This window comes from Pedobacter jamesrossensis, assembly GCF_042650905.1.
Classification (GTDB): domain Bacteria; phylum Bacteroidota; class Bacteroidia; order Sphingobacteriales; family Sphingobacteriaceae; genus Pedobacter; species Pedobacter jamesrossensis.
This window is the reverse complement of record NZ_JBHSBY010000013.1, coordinates 39615-56365: the sequence shown is the minus strand read 5'-3', so window position 1 is coordinate 56365 and position 16751 is coordinate 39615. Positions and strand designations below refer to the sequence as shown.

Here is a 16751-nt window from a genome sequence, read left to right as displayed (position 1 = left end):
TTTCGCTTCTGTTTAACTGTAGTTTTACAAAATGATAAAAGGATTATTTGAGACACACATTTTTGTAGAAGATTTAGAAAGATCTGTCGATTTTTATAAAAACGTATTGGGTTTAACTGAATGTGGTTACAACGACGATAGAAGAATTGCATTTTTTTGGATCGGCGAACCCAAAGGAGCGATGCTTGGTTTGTGGGAAAAGCCCAAAGAAGAAATAGACATCAGGCATTTTGCTTTTAGGTGCGATATTGATGATATTTTAAATAAATCTATTGAGTTTTTGAAAGCTAGAAACTTAAAACCGTATAATTTTTTGAAAGATGGAACTGAAAAACCAATGGTTTTTGCTTGGATGCCAGCTCTAGCCATTTATTTTAAAGACCCAGATGGGCACGACTTAGAGTTTATAGCAATTTTAGATGGAACAGCAAAGCCTGAACTTGGCGTAATTAGTTACGAAGACTGGCTTGTTCAAAAGACCTCGTAATCATTTGCGGGGATAAGTATTAATCCAATGTGTGCCAGTGCTGCGAATGGCAGAATAGGATATTTGTCTTATACCTTTTTTTAAATTTGCCATTTGTGCATTGTTTAAATTAAGGCTGGGAAAGCTTATATTATCTGCCCAGAAAATTATTCTAGCTTGCTTTTTAATGTTAATGTCGCTTGGCAAAGGTTCCCGAAAACTGAAAACAAATTTTGGAGTTTTATTGTCGTTTGATATGGCTGCGTAATTTACATATAGAACAAAATTTGCTTCAGCGGGCGAGCTGACCAATTGTATACTTTGCTCTTTCTGAAGCATAGCTTTTACAGAATTCGCTATATCTGATGGCAAAGCCATAAGAACGAAGAACCCTTTTTCTTTAGTGATTTTCGAAATTTCTAAGCCAGAGTTTTTTTGATTGGTAAATAAAAATGTTGATGCTGTACCATAGTTGAAATTAAAATAATCGTTATATGATTTGTCCTTAGTGTAGGGAAGTATCTGTTTATTAAACATTTCCATATATACTACAGATGATAATTTAGAACTCGGTATATGAATTTTTATTAAGGGTTTTGAAATCCTGTATCCATCTGTTAGTTTAAAAGTTGCATCCTTTTTAATTATACTTGTTGCATTTGTTGCACCAAGCGCACTATCAGGATAAACTTTCGAAATAGTAAAATTGGTTTTTTTGTCCAATGAAGAAAAAACATTACCAACCATTATTTCGTCGTTTGTACCCTTGTTTATTATAACCAAACCCGGGCGGCTGTTTAAAATTTGTGTTTGTAATGCAGGAATATTTTTTTGCAAAGGCAACCCAACTAAATTCAACTTATTCCGGCTGATTGTATCGTAACGAAAACCCGGACTTTGTTGCAGATTTTGTACAACATCAATTTCATTATTAATTCTTGCAATAATTTCAGAAAGTGGTAGGTCAACTTTACTTTTTTCGAAAACATCTATCAAAGTTTTCGTAAATGCACCATGAGGGCGACCAGATTCATCCCAAACTTCTACCGCTTTTTCTTGCCACGAGCAGGCAGCTAAGTTAGCAAAACGCGAATTTGGTGTTTCTGATGGTCGGCTTACAATCGACTTATCGGTAATGGTAAGGGTTTGATTAAGCTTAAAGGCTCTTAAATCGATGATAGTTTTGGGTGCAATTTTATTGCTTTCTACATCAACTTTTTGATAAGGATTATGAAACGAAAGGCCATCTTTTACCATAGAAAGATTAGAACTATAACAGCAATCGAATATACTTGTTAGGGTTACTTGTTTGCCTACAAACATATTGAAAAGCTTTTTTAAGGTATTATCCATAACCAAACATTCATAATTTGGCGAATATAAGTCGCTCATACAGATCGCCTGGTTATAACCTGCTTTAACTGAATCATCCTCGTTTGCGGGGTTAATGGTGTAAACACCATGACCGCAGAAATAGAAAACTACAACATCACCTGCTTTGCTTTTATTCAACATCTCTGTCATTGCTGCAATAAAAGTTTTTTGAGTAGCTTGAGCATTTACCAGTGTTTTTACATTTTCCTTTGGGAAACTAAAGCGGTTTATAAGAAGGGATTTCATACTTATTGCATCATTCATACAGCCCTTTAAACTATAATTCGGACTTTTTACGCCGGGTGTTTCATAATATTCGTTTATGCCAACAATTACGGCATATTTATTCTGAGCAAAGCTTATCAACGCCGAAAAAATTAAAGCCGAAAAAATCAGGGAAGTTTTCATTTTCGCGAAAAGTTAATTTACCAGGGGTTTTGATTTATTGTCTGTTTTCACAAAAGAGCTTGAACATAAAAAACTAACAGCGGAAAATATCTAAATTTTTATAGCAATAAAATATTTTAATGTATTAAATTTAGTGTAAAAATCCCTAAAAATGAAATCAATAGCGCTTTTATTATTTCTCTTTTTTTTCTGTATTACAGGTTTCGCTCAAAAGTATTATTTAGATAGCTTGTATAAAAACTTAGCGGCTCAAAAAACCGATAGTGATAAGGTAAGTGCTATGTACGATTTAAGCTATTACTACCATAAAAACAAACCCGATTCTGCTTTAATACTTGCTCAAAAGGCATATATAATTGCAAAGAAAAGTAAATTTTTAAAAGGAGAGGCCTGGGCTTTAAATGGTATAGCAAATGCATTTCATTCGCTTCATAACTACCCTCGGGCTATCGAATATTTTATAGAGGAATTGAAAATACATGAAAAAAGAAATATGACAGAGAGTATTGCTAATACCTATTTAAGTATAGCGTTAGTTTATAGTAGTGAAGGGGAATACAAAAAGGCACTTTCTTACGCATTAAATGCAGAATCAATGTCGAAAAAGAATGGTTTTGCAGCCCTTATATTGTACTCAAAACTGAATATCGGCGATATTTATGAGAAATCAAATCAGTTGACATCAGCAATGATTTATACCCACGATGCCTATGAACTTTCTTTGTTGCAAAAGAACGAACTAATTACAGCAACATCTTTAAATAATTTAGGTAATATCTATCTTAAAAGGAAAGACTATGCAAGTGCACTTAATTATTATAGACAGAGTGTTCCTATCTTAGAAAAGGTTGAGGATTTAAACACTTTGGCAGAATGTAATTTAGGTTTGGCGAAAGTTTATCAGGAGCAGGGCAAGACCGATTCGGCAGAGGCTTACGCAAAGAAAGTTTATGATTTAGCCATAAAGAATGAGTTTTTTGCCCGTGCAGTTGAAGCCAGTTCTTTCTTAGTAAAGGTTTATAAAAAAGAGAACAAAATTGATAGCGCTTTTGCATATCAAGAAATATCCATTAAACTTTCTGATTCTATTGATAGTAAAGAGCGTGCTAAAGAGGTAAAAAGTATTACTATAGCAGAAGAATTTCGGCAGAAAGAGATCGAGGAAGCAAAATTGAAAGAGGCGGAAGATAGAAGGCAGAAATTACAATTACTTGCTATTGGCGTAATGATACCTATTTTGTTTTTTATTAGCGTATTTTTAAGTCGCAGAAAGGTTAATAAGAAAGTAATAGAGTTTTCGGGCATTATTTCTTTATTAATGTTCTTTGAATATTTAACGCTGTTTATTCATCCTTTTGTTGCTGAGCAATCTCACCATTCTCCGATAATCGAGATAATTGTTTTCATGATTATTGCTTCGTTACTAACACCAACACATCATAAAGTAGAACATTGGCTGATAAGTAAATTAGGTAAGTTGCATCAACAACACGTACTCAGTCGACAAAAAAATACTGAAAACGAGCACGAGGAGAATAGAGCAGAAACAAGTGGAAATAGCTAAAAACTCTATTACGAATCGTTTTTACTTTTTAACCGCTGGAGGCGCTTGTCCTGCTCTACCGCCAGTGTCGGTTGTGTCAGTCATTTTTGAAGACATTGTTGCCGAACTATCAGCCATCATAGTATCGGTTGATGTGGTAAGGGTATCCGTTTTAGCTTCTTTTTTTTCGCTATTGCAGCTTTGTAGGGATAATGTGCTAAGCGCAATTAAAACTGCACCTGCAGAGATGATTGTTTTTTTCATATTTAATTAAGAGTTAAGGTTTATTGAAGATACAATTTATTGCTGATATACAGTCTATTACCTTGTTTTTTTATTGGAATGACAAATTGATGCTTACATGAATTATTTTTGGCTTTTATAAGGAAGACAATAATGATACTTATGAGCAATTTCTATTATTTCATTAAGGTTTAATGATGCAGTTAACTAAATCGAGAGTTTTTCCAATGCCACAATTGTGGTTGGCAGAAAATTAATTTGCTTTCCATTATTGCTTTCGTAAATAAAATCACGAATGCTTTTCCCTGTATATGCTTCGAAGCTACCAACGATTGCTAAGCGCATACGATAATTGGAGAATTTTTGAAGTATCTCTCCAGCTATTCCATTTTTAAGGTCAAAAAAATCAGAAATAATATTTTGTTCATAGATAATAATTGAATCAAAACCTTGGTAATATAAACTGCCTAACAGCTCCAAACCATCTTCCGCATTTTTTATGACAGTTTCTTTTGAAATTACCTCGGCAATCTTGATGTTTTTTATAAGGTGCTCTTTAACTTCCATATATAATTTCTCTTTTATTATTTTTGTTTGGAGCTAAAATAGATAATATTTTAAGGACAGAACCAGTGAGATTTCATTAAGGAAAAACTTTTATCGAGGTTCAGGAGAATATATTTTTATTCTTCTACTTTCTAATCAATTATGAGATAATTACAACATTATCATAGCATTAAATAGTGGGCGATATAGTAGAAAATCAATTTTTAAACACTATCTTTGCGCCAAATTTATAGGCGCATTTTATGCAAAAGATTAGAAATATAGCTATTATAGCACACGTTGACCACGGTAAAACCACATTGGTTGATAAAATTTTACACTCTTGTTCTGTTTTTCGTGATAACGAGCAAAAAGGAGAATTGATATTGGACAATAACGATTTAGAGCGTGAACGTGGAATCACAATCGTATCTAAAAACGTATCGGTACAATACAAAGACGTAAAAATTAACATCATTGATACTCCTGGTCACGCGGATTTCGGCGGTGAGGTAGAGCGTGTATTGAAAATGGCAGATGGTGTACTTTTACTTTGCGATGCTTTTGAAGGTGCAATGCCTCAAACGCGTTTCGTAACCCAAAAAGCTTTGGCATTAGGTTTAAAACCAATTGTGGTTGTAAACAAAGTAGACAAAGAAAACTGTCGCCCAGAAGAGGTTTACGAGCAAATCTTCGAATTGTTCTTTAACCTTGAAGCAACTGAAGATCAATTGGATTTCCCAGTTATTTACGGTTCATCTAAACAAGGTTGGATGAGTACTGACTGGCAAAAACCAACTACAGATATTTTCGCTTTATTAGATGCTGTTGTGGCTAACATTCCACCTGCTCCAATTAACGATGGTACTTTACAAATGCAAATTACTTCGTTAGATTATTCATCTTTCGTAGGTCGTATTGCAATCGGTCGTGTTCACCGTGGTACAATTAAAGAAAACCAACCAGTTACTTTAATTAAACGCGATGGCAAAATCGTTAAATCAAGAGTAAAAGAACTTTATACTTTTGAAGGTTTAGGAAAAATCCGTGCTACAGAAGTAGGTTCAGGCGATATTTGCGCAGTTGTAGGTATCGATGGTTTTGATATTGGTGATACTATCGCTGATTTTGAAGCGCCAGAACAATTACCAGTAATTAGCATTGATGAGCCAACAATGAACATGTTGTTCACGATTAATAACTCTCCATTCTTTGGTAAAGAAGGTAAATTAGTTACTTCACAACGTATCAAAGACCGTTTGATGAAGGAAATGGAAAAAAATCTTGCACTTAAAGTTGTTGAAACACAAGGTGCAGATTCATGGTTAGTTTATGGTCGTGGTATTCTCCATTTATCGGTATTAATCGAAACCATGCGTCGCGAAGGTTATGAGTTGCAAGTTGGTCAGCCACAGGTTATTGTTAAAGAAATCGATGGTAAAAAACATGAGCCAATTGAAACTTTAATTGTTGATGTACCAGGTGAAGTTTCTGGTAAAGTAATCGAATTGGTAACTCAACGTAAAGGTGAGTTGTTAATTATGGAGCCAAAAGGCGATTTACAACATTTAGAATTCGAAATTCCATCTCGTGGCATTATCGGTTTACGTAACAACGTATTAACCGCTACTGCTGGTGAGGCGATTATGGCGCACCGTTTCAAAGCTTACGAGCCTTGGAAAGGTACAATTCCTGGTCGTTTAAACGGCGTTTTAATCTCTATGGATAAAGGGATGACTACTGCTTATTCAATTGATAAGTTACAAGATAGAGGTCGTTTCTTTGTAGATCCAGGAGCTGATATTTACGAAGGTCAGATTTTGGGAGAGCACATTCGCGATAACGATTTAGTCATTAACATTGTTAAGGGAAAAGCATTAACCAATATGCGTGCTTCCGGTACAGATGATAATGCTCGTATTGCACCTGCAATTAAATTCTCGTTAGAGGAAGCAATGGAATACATCCAAGCTGATGAGTACATTGAGGTTACGCCGCAAAGCATGCGCTTACGTAAAATTCACTTAACGGAACAACTACGTAAAGCAAACGGTAGTAAAAACTAAACCCACCCCTAACCCCCTGAAGGGGAATAGGATAATATATGAAGCCCATTTCTTAATTGAGATGGGCTTTTTTTTGTCACGCCAACCCTCTCTTCAAGGAGAGGGATTGTAGTGAAATAACAGATTGAAATTGCTTTGATAGGTTAATTTTTTTTTAAAGCAGAGGCAGAATCTCTTTTTAATGTTCGTCTTTCTTTCCGCTAAATTCCTGATGATGAATCGGGAGATACCGCTGCAATAAGGTTTATTGGAAATAATGCTGTGCTTTGCGCAATGTTTTCTTGCAAAATCCGTAAAAAGCAATCAATTGATTGAGTTTTGGTCATGTAAAAATCAAAACAACTATTTGGAATAAAAAACAAACAATTCCATGGCAAGTTCTCCCGCATTTGTACGTTAATTTTGTATTAACAAACAAATCAATCATGATACAAAAAGCAATTTCCTGGTTGGGGATATTTTTTTTATCGGCCCTATCTCTTCTGCCTCTATCTATTCTTTATGTTTTGGCAGATATTTTTTATATCGTAATTTATCACATTTTCGGCTACCGCAGAAAGGTTGTAAGGGGGAATTTGATGAATGCTTTCCCAAAAAAATCGATGGTAGAAATCAATTCGATTGAGAAAAAATATTATAAATTTCTTTCTTCCTTAATTTTTGAAGTAATTAAGATGAAGAGCATTTCTAAAACGCAGCTTCAAAAGCGTGTAAAGTTTAAAAATGTCGATTTAGTAGAAGCCTATCTTCAAAATAACGAGAGTGTACTTTTTTGTTCGTCGCATTACGGAAATTACGAATGGGTTTGTATGGCAATTGGCTTAACTTTCTCTGGAGCGCATTACCCAATTTATAAACCTTTAAGCAGCGAAGTTTTTGATAACTGGTTCTTTAATATGAGATGCAGATTTGGTAATAGAATGGTTGCCATGCGCCAAACTTTAAGGGCAATTCAATCGAGCAAAGGCACTGCAAATATGTTTACATTTGGTAGCGACCAAGCACCTTCAAAAGATGAATCTAACTATTGGACTACCTTTCTAAATCAGGAAGCTTCAATTCAGTTAGGTATAGAGAAAATTGCTAAGAAAACCAATCGACCAGTTTTTTATCTTAAAATTAGCTATTTAAAACGTGGTTATTATGAGGTAGATTGTGTGCCAATCTGTTTACATCCAAAAGAAACCGCCGAATTCGAAATCACAGAAATGCATACTCATTTTTTAGAGGAAATGATAAAAGAACAACCTGCTTATTGGTTATGGAGCCATAGAAGGTGGAAGCATAAACAAGATAGAAAAACTGTTGAATCATCATCTGATAACGACAAAATTCCGGCATAAATCTGCCCTGTTTCTTCCTGAAAAAATAGTGAATGGGCTATATTTGTTATCCTGATGGTCGCCAATGAAAGTTTTCAAAAGAATTGTTTACAGTTTAATTTTAGTCATTATTTTAATTTTTGCGGGTTTAATTATCTCTCAGCCCTATTTGTTGCGGGTTTTGCAATACCGTACGCCAAATGCAGTAACTTATAAAATATTCCCACAAGCTTTTGTTCATAAAAGCGATTCCGCTTTTCACTTTTATCGTACTGGCAAAATGCGAAAGGATATAGATTCATTACGTGTTTTAGATGGAAATAATCAATCGATTCCTTTTACCGATTATTTTAAGAATGGAAAACTAAATGCATTTCTGGTTATAAGGAATGATAGCATCCTTTATGAAAAATATAGCGAAGGTTATAGCGACAGCACTTTAACGACAATATTTTCTGGAGCTAAAAGTATGATTTCAATTATGATTGGTCAGGCTTTGGCAGCAGGCAAAATTCAAAGTTTGAACGAGAAGGTTACCAACTATATTCCCGAACTAAAATCTAACTCTGCTTTCAATAATATTACATTAAAGAATTTGCTGGATATGAAATCGGGTTTGGAATTTCAGGATGCTTTAGGCGGAATAGTAAGGGCTTTCTTATCCGATGAAGCTAAATATTATTATACACACGATATGAAAGCCGAGCTAATGAAAGCAAGGCTGGTAAATGAGCCTGGTACAGTTTGGGTTTATAAAAGTATCGACCCAATATTACTTGGGTGGGTTTTGGAGAAAGCAACAGGGAAATCTGTAACTCAATTTTTCGAAGAAAATTTATGGCATAAAATCGGTGCCCAATATAATGCGAGCTGGGGCTTAGATCATAAAAATGGTTTGGCAAATACCGCAAGCAGATTTCAGGTTACGGCTATAGATTTTGCTAAAATCGGTAAGTTATATTTACAAAAGGGTAAGGTTAACGGAAAACAAGTTGTTTCAGAAGATTGGGTAAATCAATCAATAAAGATTGGTGAAGAAAAACCTGCATCGGCTAAAGGTTGGCAAAAATCGGCCCATCATTATTTGTGGTGGATTCCTCAAGAAGGAGATAATGGTGATTTTGCTGCGGAAGGTATGCTAGGGCAAAGACTTTACGTAGATCCCAAAACAAACACCATTATTGTTCAGTTTGCAGAACGTGGCGCAGGTAATTATCCTTATCGAAAAATTAGTAGATATTTGGCTGGTTTGAAGTTTAGTTATCCCAATTTTTAACGTTTAACTGCAAATGGCGCAAAGTTTCTCGCAAAGAAATAATTAAGATTAGATTCTACCTTAGCGTTCTTTGCAGTTAAATTTTTAAAGTAGTACATTGCTTATCCATGGAAAACGAAGACGTAAAAATTCTAAAAAAGAAGCCGATTTTTCCGGTTACTGCTGCTTTGCAAAAATATCTTCGGCTTTACCAGCGTGAAGCAAAATTACCAATCTCTTACAGCGATTTAATGCAGTTTAATGAGGCTTTTCCTTTAATGGATAAGTTTGGCAAAGATTCGCTTTGGGAGGGGCCTATTTATGCTCAGGATTTAATTGAGACCTTACATAACGGATTAAAGGAAATTTATGCGAATCTTAAAGCATCTGGTAACCTTCGTATTGTAGAACATAAATACATCGATAAAATTGAATATTGTACCTTCGGAAATACGCATCCATTTCGAATAAGAATTGTAAATCGTTTAAACGATGTGTACGATTATTTTTATATCAAAAAAGCCGATGCTTCCCGTATTTATGGTTTAGAATTGGAGGAAATTTTATCTCCAAACCAAGTTAATTATTTAGTTGATGGTGATACTTTAGTTGAGGAGCATATCGCAGGTATTCCTGGCGATGTTTTTACAAAAGGCCAATTATATACACCCGAATTTAATCCTACTAGAATCGCAAAAGAATTCGTAAAGTTTAACGAACGTTGCTTAATTATGCTTTTAGGCGATATGCGTGCTTATAATTTTGTAGTGCAAATTACTCCAGATTTTGATGATATTCAATTCCGTATCCGGGCAATAGATTTCGACCAGCAATTTTACGAAGGCAATTTGAAGGTTTATTTGCCCCAGTTTTTTAAAGAGAACTTGCCTTACGTGAAGATGAGTATGGAGCAATTAACCGACAAAACTGTTTTACAGTATCAACAGGAAGAAAGGTCTTCTATAGTTCACCGGGTTAGAAGCGAGCGCCATCGGTTAACCGATTTAAGGGATGTTTCTAATAAGGAGGAATTGACCACCCCAGAAAATATCGCTCTATTAAAAGATTCGATGGCTGCGTATTTCAAAGACCCTAATTATCTACGCTGTAAAACAATGACCGATATTATTGAACTGAATATTAAAAATATAATCAGGCAGGTTAAATTATAAATTAAAACGGCCGGTTATGGAAACCAGCCGTCTTTTGAGTAATTTAGGAGAGCGTTCAAATCCTTTAGGCATGCTGGCCTTCGTGAACTCCTTCTGCAAATTCCTCAACAATTTTATCATTAAAAGCAGGTAAATCTTTTGGAGTTCTGCTTGTTACCAAACCTTGATCTACTACAACTTCTTCGTCACTCCAATGTGCACCGGCATTAATTAAATCTTGCGAAATATTTTTAACCGAAGTAAGTTTTCGGCCTTTAATAACATCAGCATTAATTAAAGTTTGTGGCCCATGGCAAATGGCAGCAACAGGTTTACCAGCTGTAAAAAAAGCTTTCACAAAGGCAATCGCATCTTCGTTAACACGTAACTGGTCTGGATTTATAACGCCACCGGGTAGAAGCAAGCCATTGTAATCATCAGCATTTGCCTGGCTAATTGTTTTGTCAACATCAACTTCTATCGACCAATGATCCTGATTCCACGATTTTATTTTACCGCTTTTTGATGAAATAATGTGCACAGTAGCACCCTCTTCTTTAAGCCTTTTAACAGGTTCTGTTAATTCAACTTCTTCAAATCCACTTTCGGAAAGTACGGCTATATTACGATTACTTAGTTGTCCCATAGTATTATGTTTTTTATTATAGATGTATAAAAGACACTTGTAAAATGAGATTGTTTTTAAAATTTGAGATTTTGAAGTCCCCTCCTTTCGACCTTAGCGGAGAAATCTTTGGATTTATCTTTTAAAAATTATCAGGGATTTCCCGATTTTGAGTTACCTAAAGTTTAAAGGGATAAGTTTGTTTGAGCCGTTTTAATCGTTTGTTCGTCTGTGTTTTAAGAAATAGAATGCTAAATTTCCTGCAATAATAATATGGTTAAGTATGTTTGGAAGCAAGCCATAATATTTCGAGAAAATTTGAAATCGCTCTTTTAAGCTTTCGCGATGTTTTTTCTTGCTCATACCACCAACTAAATATTTGGCAACATAGCGGTGAACATTTACAATATTTGATGACTTTTTAGCCGCCTTAATTATCCAGTCAATATCAGAACTGTATTTGTATTTTAAATCGTAAGGTACGGTGATACTTCTACGAATGTAAATCGCCTGATGGCTAACATTCATTCCAAATTTAAAGCTTTTCCAGTCAAATTCTTCTGGCGCCTCATGTCGCCTTCTACCTAAACTTTCCCAGTTATCATTGTACATTTCGGTTTCGCCATAATAGATGTCAGCACCTGGCGACGAATCAAAAACATTTTGAACGGTTTGCTCATCATAAATTTCATCTCCGGAATTCATAAATAAAATATAATCGCCGGTTGCTAATGCAAGGCCTTTGTTCATGGCGTCGTAAATGCCCTTATCAGGTTCAGAAACGATTTTTGAAATTCGATTTTTGTACTTTTCGATAACCTCCATTGTCCCGTCAGTAGATTTTCCATCGATGATGATGTATTCTATCTTTCTGTAGGTTTGATTTAAAACAGATTTTATCGTTCGCTCGATATCGCGGACGTTATTGTAAACAATGGTGATTACTGTTAATTTAGGCAATGTTGTCGTTGTTGGATTTGGTAAAATTAATAAAGATTGACTGTATTTTAATGTGTGTATAAGAAAATGAAGCTTATCAAACAGAACCTGTTATTTGGGCTGCAAATCAATAAGCGTTTCGTATAAATGAATATGTTCTGTGGCAATAACTTCTTCTGAGAAATCGGTTAAAATCCCCAATCTTGCTGCTTTATGAATTTCTTCTTTATTGGGGCGATGATACAGCCATTCAATTCCATTTGCCAAATCCTCGGCATTTTGATATTCTGCCAGATAACCGTTTTTTTGATGTTTAACCATGTCTGGAATGCCACCAGTTGTAAAAGCAATTACCGGAGTTGCACAAGCTAAGCTTTCCATAACTGTATTTGGCAAATTATCTTCTAAAGATGGCGTTATAAAAGCATCAGCTGCAGAATAGCATTTAGCCAGGTGTTCATCTTTGTTTATGGTGCCTAAGAACGTGGTTTTGAAAGGGAAGGTCGGCATCTCTGCATTTTCTTTATTTCCGAAAATAACCAGCTCTATTTTTTCTTTATCAATTCCTTTTCTACGCGATAAAATTTCTAAGGCGTTAATTAAATAAGGGGTTCCTTTGTGTTTATCATTTTTCGATGGCATAAATCCGCTCATCAAAACAAATTTATCGGGGTCGATTTTTAATATTTTCTTCGCTTCGCTTTTAACATAAGGTTTAAAAATATTAGTTTCAATAGTATTTGGGATAACCGATGTATTTCTGGTTCCAAGTAAACTGCTAAATTTTACCGAAGCAGCCATCCAATTACTTGGCGCCACAATATGAAAGTTTAATTCTGTATAAGCTTTTTGCTTACGAAGCCAGGTTTTGTGCGAAATATCGTTCTTGCCACTAATTTTTAAAATTGGACAATTGCCGCATTGCTGGTGGAAATTTTCGCAGCCATAACGTACATGGCAACCGCCCGTAAAAGCATTGCTATCATGAAAAGTCCACACAATTGGTTTTTCGAGTTCATCAAGCTCGGCTAAAAATTTGGGTGTAAGAAAACCATGATTTACCCAATGCAAATGAATAATATCGGCACTTTTAACCTCAGGATGATTCTTAATTGAACGGCCAAACCATTGTAAACTAAATGGTGTTTTAACCGATTTGCTTAACCACTTCGAATAATAGCGTTCTGAAAGTATATTATGAATGGCGAATGCTTTTTGAAATGGAGATTTGCTAAAGGTATCGATGGTGGGGTTTTGCCCAAATTTGTAATAAACCAGAACTTTAGAATCAATTCCCGAGCTGTTTAAAGCATCGCTTAAGCGCAAACAGGCTCTTCCTGCACCGCCATTTCCATCATATGTATTTAGGTGTACTACTTTCAAATCAATCAAAAATACATTTTATTGTTTACGATTATAAAAACTGTTGCGTATTTTCATCCTAATATTTTATTGCCTTTTAATTAAAGGACGGAGCCTTCGATAATTTAAAGTAATTAGAGGTGAAAACTAATGATTATTTTAATTAAGTCGGATTCAACCTTCCAAAGCCAAACGAACAAAATCATGATTAAATCCCTAATTAAATTGCTTGCGGCAATTGCTTTCTTGCTGCCTCTTAATTCTTTTGCGCAAGGACAAACCTACTTTGCTGCTTACCCTGCTTTAACGCCCGATGCACAAACAATAGTATTCAGCTATGATGGCGATATCTGGAAAGTTCCGGTAAAAGGTGGCCTGGCTTCGCGAATTACAGCTATGCAAGGTGAAGAAATTAATCCAAAAATATCACCTGACGGAAAATGGATGGTGTTTTCATCAAATCAATTTGGTAATTACGATGTTTATTTAATGCCAATGGCTGGTGGCGATATTAAACAATTAACTTTTAACGATGCAGCTGATGAAGTTGACAATTGGAGCTGGGATTCAAAATCAATTTATTTTACCTCCGGAAGATTTAATTCTTTTTCGAGTTATAAAGTGAATGTAAACGGGGGAACGGCTGTTCGCCTTTTCGAAAACTACTTTAATACTACCCACCACATTGCAGAATCGCCAGATGGTGAATTGTTCTTTAACGATACATGGGAAAGTTACCGCTTTGCAAACCGCAAACATTATAAAGGGGCATACAATCCCGATATTCAATCTTATAATCCCAAAACCAAGGCTTATAAACGCTACACAAATTATCTTGGTAAAGATTTTTGGACAAGTGTAGATGCAAAAGGAAATGTATTTTTTGTATCAGATGAAGGTAATGAAGAATACAACCTTTACACTTTCAGCAATGATAAAAAAACAGCTTTAACCAATTTTGATACGTCTATAAAACGTCCTTTTGTTTCTGCCAATGGTACAACAGTTGTTTTTGAAAAAGATTACCAAATTTATACCTACGATGTAGCAACTAAAAAAACCGAAAAAGTAAGCATCAGCACCTCAAGAAATCAGGTTTTAACTAAAGCACAAGAATATGATGTAAAAGGAAATGTTTCTGCTTTTGATGTTGCACCCGATGGGAAAAAGATTGCCTTTATTTCTAGAGGAGAACTTTTTGTAAGTGATGCCGATGGAAAGTTTATCCGTAAAATAACCAATAGCGGTGAAAGAGCCATGCAATGTAAATGGCTGGCCGATAATAAAACCATTCTGTTTTGCCAAACCTGGAACGGTTATCAAAACTGGTTTACCATAACCGGCGATGGGAAAGGAACACTAAAACAAATAACTAAAGATAAAGCAAACGATAGAGATATTACCTTGAATAAAACCAGAACAATGGGTGTTTATTTAAGTGGTAGAAACGAATTAAAACTGATTGATTTAAAAACTTTTGAAAGCAAAACACTGGTTAGCGATGAGTTTTGGGCGATTCAAAATTCTATACCAAGTTTTTCTCCTAATGATGAATATGTGCTTTTTACTGCTTATCGCAATTTCGAACAAGATATTTTAGTTCATAGTATTAAGGGCAACAAAACCATTAATTTAACAAATACCGGGGTTACAGAAACTGCGCCTGTTTGGTCGCCAGATGGGAAATATATTTTCTTTACCAGCGCTAGAACTCAACCATTTTATCCATCGGGAAGTGCAGATGTTCACATTTATAGGATGGCTTTGAATAATTATGATACACCTTTCCGTTCCGATAAATTTGACGACTTATTTAAAGAAGCCCCCGCTGAACCAAAAGATGTTAAGCCTGCAGTTGTAGATAAAAAGGGCAAAAAAGCTACCGATACCGCTAAAAAGAAAACGGATATCAAACCAACCCCAAAACCTGCTGCTATTATTACAATTAATACGCAGAATATCTTGGATAGAATAGAATTGGTTAGTCCTGGGTTTGGTAGCCAGTTTGGAACAGATGCTTTTGCCAAAGGAGATAAAACTTATGTTTTTTATTCATCTAACCATGAAGGTGGAAAACCTGCCCTTTACCGAACAACAATTGAGCCTTTTGAAGCAAATAAAACCGAAAAGGTTGGCGATGGAGAAGATTATAGTATTATACAGGTTGGTGATAAATTTTTCACTTTAACTGGCGGGGTAATTAGTAAGTATAATTTAGATGGCAATAAACTGGATAAAATAGACCATGCTTACAAATTCGCGAGAAATTTAAATGCTGAGTTTAATCAGATGTTTTACGAAACCTGGGTTGGTTTGGATGAAAATTTCTACGATGAGAATTTCCACGGTGTAGATTGGGAAAAAATGAAAACCCGGTATGCAGCATATTTGCCTTATGTTACCAATCGTAGCGATTTAAGGATTTTACTTAATGATATGCTTGGCGAACTGAATTCATCACACATGGGCTTTAACAGTTTCGGTGCTGAAGAAAAAAGAAATTTAACCAACATTACCAACCAAACGGGTATTTTATTCAATGACGAAAATCCTTACAAAGTAGAACGGGTTATCGCTAAAAGCAACGCGGCATATACAAGTGTTAATGTTTTGGCTGGAGACATTTTAACAGAAGTAAATGGCCTGAAGGTTGATAACAAAATAGACCGCGATTTTTATTTCAGCAAACCCTCTTTGGATAAGGAAATGACTTTAACCTTTTCTCGCAATGGAAAAGAAATCTATACAAATGTTCACCCTCAAAGTTCGGCTGCTTTGAAAAATAATTTATATGATGAGTGGATTGCAAAGAATCGTCAGAATGTAGATAAATGGGGGAATAACCGCATCGCCTACTCCTACATGAAAAACATGGGTGCTGGAGAGCTGGAAAGGTTTATGTTGGATATGGTTGAACAGGAAGAAAGTAAAGATGCTATTATCTTAGATTTACGCTATAATACTGGCGGAAATGTACACGATGCGGTATTGAAATTTCTTGCACAAAAACCCTATTTGAAATGGAAGTACCGCGGCGGAAAAATGGCTCCTCAAAGTAATTTCGGTCCGGCGGTTAAGCCAATTGTGTTATTGGTTAACGAACAATCTTTAAGCGATGCCGAAATGACAGCTGCTGGATTTAAGCAATTGAAATTAGGTAAAATTATCGGCACAGAAACCTACCGCTGGATTATTTTTACGTCCGCAAAAGGCTTGGTTGACGGTTCTTCTTATCGTCTACCTTCTTGGGGATGTTATACAATGGATGGTAAAAACATCGAAAAGGAAGGTGTTAAGCCAGATATTTTTGTGCAGAATACTTTTCAGGATAGATTGGCTGATAAAGATCCACAATTGGAAAAGGCAGTTGAGGAGATATTGAAAGATTTGAAATAGGGAATTGATTAATAATACTATTTGCAAATCATTTTCCTTATATTATGTACCATAA

The 16751-nt window shown here is 35.2% G+C and carries 13 protein-coding genes; 7 read left to right on the top strand and 6 right to left on the bottom strand.

Features of this window, described 5'->3' with window-relative positions; genetic code table 11:
• Positions 1–31 precede the first annotated feature (31 nt).
• Positions 32–487: a VOC family protein gene (locus ACFOUY_RS02075; RefSeq protein WP_378958786.1), complete on the top strand. Its 456-nt coding sequence runs from the start codon at positions 32–34 to the stop codon at positions 485–487.
• Here the strand turns inward: ACFOUY_RS02075 and ACFOUY_RS02070 are convergent, their stop codons facing one another.
• On the bottom strand, positions 488–2248 hold the full coding sequence (locus ACFOUY_RS02070) for a caspase family protein (protein WP_378958785.1): 1761 nt from the start codon (positions 2246–2248) through the stop codon (positions 488–490). It lies immediately after the preceding gene.
• A 151-nt stretch (positions 2249–2399) separates the two neighbouring features.
• Between ACFOUY_RS02070 and ACFOUY_RS02065 the strand changes: the two genes are divergently transcribed.
• The gene (locus ACFOUY_RS02065) at positions 2400–3812 is read left to right on the top strand and encodes a tetratricopeptide repeat protein (RefSeq protein WP_378958784.1); all 1413 of its coding nucleotides are present in this window, start codon (positions 2400–2402) and stop codon (positions 3810–3812) included.
• Positions 3813–3833: 21 nt separating this feature from the next.
• On the opposite strand, the gene ACFOUY_RS02060 is transcribed toward ACFOUY_RS02065, so the two are convergent.
• Both ACFOUY_RS02060 and ACFOUY_RS02055 read right to left on the bottom strand, forming a co-directional pair.
• Positions 3834–4055: a hypothetical protein gene (locus ACFOUY_RS02060; protein ID WP_378958783.1), complete on the bottom strand. Its 222-nt coding sequence runs from the start codon at positions 4053–4055 to the stop codon at positions 3834–3836.
• A gap of 186 nt (positions 4056–4241) precedes the next feature.
• On the bottom strand, positions 4242–4601 hold the full coding sequence (locus tag ACFOUY_RS02055) for a DUF4180 domain-containing protein (protein WP_378958782.1): 360 nt from the start codon (positions 4599–4601) through the stop codon (positions 4242–4244).
• Positions 4602–4843: 242 nt separating this feature from the next.
• Between ACFOUY_RS02055 and typA the strand changes: the two genes are divergently transcribed.
• From typA to ACFOUY_RS02035, 4 genes are all read left to right on the top strand, one after another.
• On the top strand, positions 4844–6646 hold the full coding sequence (typA, locus tag ACFOUY_RS02050) for a translational GTPase TypA (protein ID WP_378958781.1): 1803 nt from the start codon (positions 4844–4846) through the stop codon (positions 6644–6646).
• A gap of 425 nt (positions 6647–7071) precedes the next feature.
• On the top strand, positions 7072–7989 hold the full coding sequence (locus tag ACFOUY_RS02045; protein ID WP_378958780.1) for a lysophospholipid acyltransferase family protein: 918 nt from the start codon (positions 7072–7074) through the stop codon (positions 7987–7989).
• Between the two features lie 64 nt (positions 7990–8053).
• Positions 8054–9244: a serine hydrolase domain-containing protein gene (locus tag ACFOUY_RS02040; RefSeq protein ID WP_378958779.1), complete on the top strand. Its 1191-nt coding sequence runs from the start codon at positions 8054–8056 to the stop codon at positions 9242–9244.
• Positions 9245–9351: 107 nt separating this feature from the next.
• Positions 9352–10395 carry a hypothetical protein gene (locus ACFOUY_RS02035; protein WP_378958778.1) on the top strand — a complete coding sequence of 348 codons (1044 nt, stop codon included), beginning with the start codon at positions 9352–9354 and terminating at the stop codon, positions 10393–10395.
• Between the two features lie 64 nt (positions 10396–10459).
• Here the strand turns inward: ACFOUY_RS02035 and ACFOUY_RS02030 are convergent, their stop codons facing one another.
• The 3 genes from ACFOUY_RS02030 to ACFOUY_RS02020 form a co-directional block, all read right to left on the bottom strand.
• Positions 10460–11020 (bottom strand): type 1 glutamine amidotransferase domain-containing protein, encoded by a 561-nt coding sequence (locus ACFOUY_RS02030; RefSeq protein ID WP_378958777.1) that lies wholly within the window; start codon positions 11018–11020, stop codon positions 10460–10462.
• Between the two features lie 192 nt (positions 11021–11212).
• On the bottom strand, positions 11213–11959 hold the full coding sequence (locus tag ACFOUY_RS02025; RefSeq protein ID WP_378958776.1) for a glycosyltransferase family 2 protein: 747 nt from the start codon (positions 11957–11959) through the stop codon (positions 11213–11215).
• A gap of 90 nt (positions 11960–12049) precedes the next feature.
• A complete protein-coding gene (locus ACFOUY_RS02020; protein ID WP_378958775.1) occupies positions 12050–13321 on the bottom strand; it encodes a glycosyltransferase in 1272 nt (423 codons plus the stop codon).
• Between the two features lie 183 nt (positions 13322–13504).
• Between ACFOUY_RS02020 and ACFOUY_RS02015 the strand changes: the two genes are divergently transcribed.
• Positions 13505–16696 (top strand): S41 family peptidase, encoded by a 3192-nt coding sequence (locus ACFOUY_RS02015; RefSeq protein ID WP_378958774.1) that lies wholly within the window; start codon positions 13505–13507, stop codon positions 16694–16696.
• Positions 16697–16751: the final 55 nt, after the last annotated feature.